The sequence below is a fragment of the Neisseria sp. P0008.S010 genome, assembly GCF_051962715.1.
GTDB lineage: Bacteria > Pseudomonadota > Gammaproteobacteria > Burkholderiales > Neisseriaceae > Neisseria > Neisseria elongata.
On the sequence record NZ_JBQCVA010000084.1, the window covers coordinates 1 to 3,350 of the forward strand.

3 protein-coding genes are annotated in these 3,350 nt (G+C 57.1%); 1 reads left to right on the forward strand and 2 read right to left on the reverse strand.

All coding sequences use genetic code 11. The annotated features are described in order from the left end of the window. The first annotated feature begins 242 nt into the window (after positions 1-242). Positions 243-1,736 carry a ribonuclease G gene (gene rng / locus ACTHSL_RS12320; protein WP_049248764.1) on the forward strand — a complete coding sequence of 498 codons (1,494 nt, stop codon included), beginning with the start codon at positions 243-245 and terminating at the stop codon, positions 1,734-1,736. A 114-nt stretch (positions 1,737-1,850) separates the two neighbouring features. Here rng and ACTHSL_RS12325 read toward each other — a convergent pair whose 3' ends face one another. Together ACTHSL_RS12325 and gmhB are read right to left on the reverse strand one after the other, a co-directional pair. Then, positions 1,851-2,582 (reverse strand): lysophospholipid acyltransferase family protein, encoded by a 732-nt coding sequence (locus ACTHSL_RS12325; protein WP_440381621.1) that lies wholly within the window; start codon positions 2,580-2,582, stop codon positions 1,851-1,853. Then, positions 2,566-3,147 (reverse strand): D-glycero-beta-D-manno-heptose 1,7-bisphosphate 7-phosphatase, encoded by a 582-nt coding sequence (gmhB, locus tag ACTHSL_RS12330; RefSeq protein ID WP_440381622.1) that lies wholly within the window; start codon positions 3,145-3,147, stop codon positions 2,566-2,568. The genes ACTHSL_RS12325 and gmhB overlap by 17 nt, the downstream gene beginning before the upstream one ends. Positions 3,148-3,350 lie beyond the last annotated feature (203 nt).

Sequence of the window (3,350 nt, forward strand, 5' to 3'; positions counted from 1 at the left end):
GCGGGTGTTTTTGTGCATGTTCATGTTACAGTATTCTCCTGGAAATACTGTAAACAACGCTAGGGATTTCTACAGCTAAAACGAAGTTTCCGAAGGAAGCGAAGTTTCTGCGAAGCTAAAACGGAGTTTCCGCTGGACCATCGGGTTTCGGCGGAAACAAAACACCCTCCTCACCGCACATAAACTTTTCAGACGGCCTCTGCTTTCTGTATCATGGCGTGCTTGAAATCCGAAAGCCGATTATGTTACCCAGCATCCCCCTACATAAAGACATCGTCCGACCGCCGGAAACCGTGTTGGTCAATATCACGCCGCAGGAAACGCGCGTGGCCGTGCTCGAAGAAAACAACATCTGCGAACTGCACATCGAACGCAATTCCGGACACGGACTGGTGGGCAACATTTACCTGGGCGTGGTGCGGCGCGTCCTGCCCGGGATGCAGAGCGCGTTTATCGACATCGGCTTGGAACGCGCGGCCTTCCTGCACATCGTCGACGTCTTGGAACAGCGGCAAAACCCCGACGAAACCCAGCGCATCGAACACATGCTGTTCGAAGGGCAGACCGTGCTGGTGCAGGTCATCAAAGACCCGATCAACAGCAAAGGGGCGCGGCTTTCCACCCAAATTTCGCTGGCCGGACGCTTCCTCGTCCACCTGCCGCAGGAAGAACACATCGGCGTTTCCCAACGCATCGAAGACCACGAAGACCGCCACAACCTGCGCGACCGCCTGCAAAACCTGCTGCCGCCGGATGCCGCACACGGCTACATCATCCGCACCAGCGCGGAAACCGCCGGCGATGCCGAACTGCAGGCCGACATCGACTACCTGACCAAAGTGTGGGCCAACATCCGCCAACAGGCCAAAACCTGTCCGGCGGAAAGCCTGCTGTATCAGGATTTGCCCCTCAGCCTGCGCGTGCTGCGCGACATGTTCAGCGACAACACGCGCGAGATCCTGGTCGATTCAAAAGAAAACTTCGCCAAAATGCAGCATTTCGCCACCCAATACGTTCAAGGCGCGGCGGAAAAAATCAAGCTCTTCACCGGCGAGCGGCCGCTGTTTGAAACCCACAACGTCGAAGCCGAAATCAACCGCGCCCTCCAGCCGCGCGTCAATCTCAATTTCGGCAGCTACCTGATTATCGAAGCCACCGAAGCCATGACGACGATAGACGTGAACACCGGCGGCTTCGTCGGCGCGCGCAATTTCGACGAAACCATTTTCAAAACCAACCTCGAAGCCTGCCACGCCATCGCGCGCGAACTGCGCCTGCGCAATCTGGGCGGCATCATCATCATCGACTTTATCGACATGTCTTCCGACGTGCACCGCGAAGCCGTGCTGCAGGAACTGGCCAAAGCCCTCAGCTTCGACCGCACCCGCGTTACCCTCAACGGTTTCACCAGCCTCGGCCTGGTGGAGCTGACGCGCAAACGCACGCGCGAAAACCTCAGCCATGTATTGTGCGAACCCTGCCCCGCCTGCCAGGGCAGAGGCCGTCTGAAAACCCCGCAGACCGTCTGCTATGAAATCCAGCGCGAAATCGTGCGCGAAAGCCGCCGCTTCGACGTGCGCCAGTTCCGCATCCTCGCCTCGCCGGAAGTGATTGATTTGTTTCTAGACGAAGAGTCGCAGTCGTTGGCGATGCTGATCGACTTTATCGGCAAACCGGTGTCGCTGGCGGTAGAAAACAGTTATACGCAGGAGCAGTTCGACGTGGTGCTGATGTAGGTGGAAAGCCTGTCGGCAAGAAAGCAAAAGGCCGTCTGAAAATGCAGTTTCGATTTTGTTGAAACTGCGTTTTCAGACGGCCTTTGACGAATCGGGAGAAACGGAATCCCGCCGTCAATGACGGTTCGCGGCGGCACGCGGGCCTTTGCCGTTAATGTGCTGCTGCTGCGTTTCAATCCACTCTTCGCAGCGGGCGGTTAGTTCGGCCTCGCTGCCGTCTTCATGGCGGATGACGGGGCCGATGATGACGTCCACCGTGCCGGGGTATTTCAAAAACGAATCTTTCGGCCAAAATTCGCCGCTGTTGAGGGCGACGGGGACGATGTCCATTTCAAACAGCTTCGCCATCCGCGCCGCGCCGCTTTTGTAACGTCCCTTGCTGCCCGGTGCGACCCGCGTGCCTTCGGGGAAAATGGTAATCCAATAGCCTTCGTCGCGCCGCTCCCTGCCTTGTTTGGCCAACTGGCTGCTAGCCTGCGCGCTACCGCGTTCGATGCCTATGGTTTTGACGATTTTCAGCCCCCAGCCGAAGAAGGGGATTTTAAACAGTTCGCGCTTGGCCACGAATACCTGCGGCGGGAAAATTTCCTGCAGGGCGAGCGTTTCCCAGCCGCTTTGGTGCTTGGCGCAAATGATGGACGGTTTGTCAGGGATATTCTCCGCGCCGACCAGCCGGTATTTCAAGCCGACGATGTTTTTCAGCGACCACATTAGGATTTTCACCCACTGCCGGGCTACCGTGTGCGCGCCGTTGGGAATCGGTATGGCGAGGATAATGAAGGGGAACATGGTAATCAGGCTGACCACTAATATCAGCCAGTAGATAAGGTTACGCAACAACAGCATGGCCTGCCTCCGTTTCGGCTTCGTCCTGTCCCATCAGGTATTGCGAAAACGCCATCAGGTCGTCGAAAACCTGCGTGCCTTCGGGCAGTTCGGCGGCGTGTTCCGCCAACGTTTTCTTTCCTTTGCCGGTCAGCACCAGCACGGGTTTGCCGCCGGCTCCGGCCACGGCCTGCAAATCGCGCAGGCTGTCGCCCACCATATAGGTGTTTTCGGCTTTGGCGTTGAAACGGTCGAGAATGTCCAACACCATGCCGCTTTTCGGCTTGCGGCAGCCGCAGTCGGCGGCGGCGGTGTGCGGGCAGAACCAAACGCCGTCTATCACGCCGCCCGCCTGCTGAACCATTTTGTGCATTTTGTTGTGCATTTCGGTCAGTTCCTGCATGGTGAACAGGCCGCGCCCGATGCCGGACTGGTTAGTGGCCACGGCCACGATGTAGCCCGCCTCGGAGAGGAAGGCGACGGCATCCATGCTGCCGGGCAGGGGAATCCATTCGTCGGCCGACTTTACAAAGTCGTCCCGGTCTTGGTTGATGACGCCGTCGCGGTCGAGAATTATCAGTTTCATATCGGTTTTCCAAAAAGGCTGCGGCATTGTAGGGCCTGGCGCGTGCCTGTCAAGGTTTTATGCATGGCGGCAGAAAGCCTGTCCCGTCATGTGTTGTGGTACGGATGATATTAGACCTCTTGCGAGAGTATCCTGAAGATTTACAATTTCCAAATGAAATACGAAAACCTAATCCAAAGAAGCAACAGGGAATTCAAACGGCT

Coding starts and splice junctions, on each gene's coding strand:
- rng (WP_049248764.1), top strand. CDS start 243: ATGTTACCCAGCATCCCCCTACATAAAGACATCGTCCGACCGCCGGAA.
- ACTHSL_RS12325 (WP_440381621.1), bottom strand. CDS start 2,582: ATGCTGTTGTTGCGTAACCTTATCTACTGGCTGATATTAGTGGTCAGC.
- gmhB (WP_440381622.1), bottom strand. CDS start 3,147: ATGAAACTGATAATTCTCGACCGCGACGGCGTCATCAACCAAGACCGG.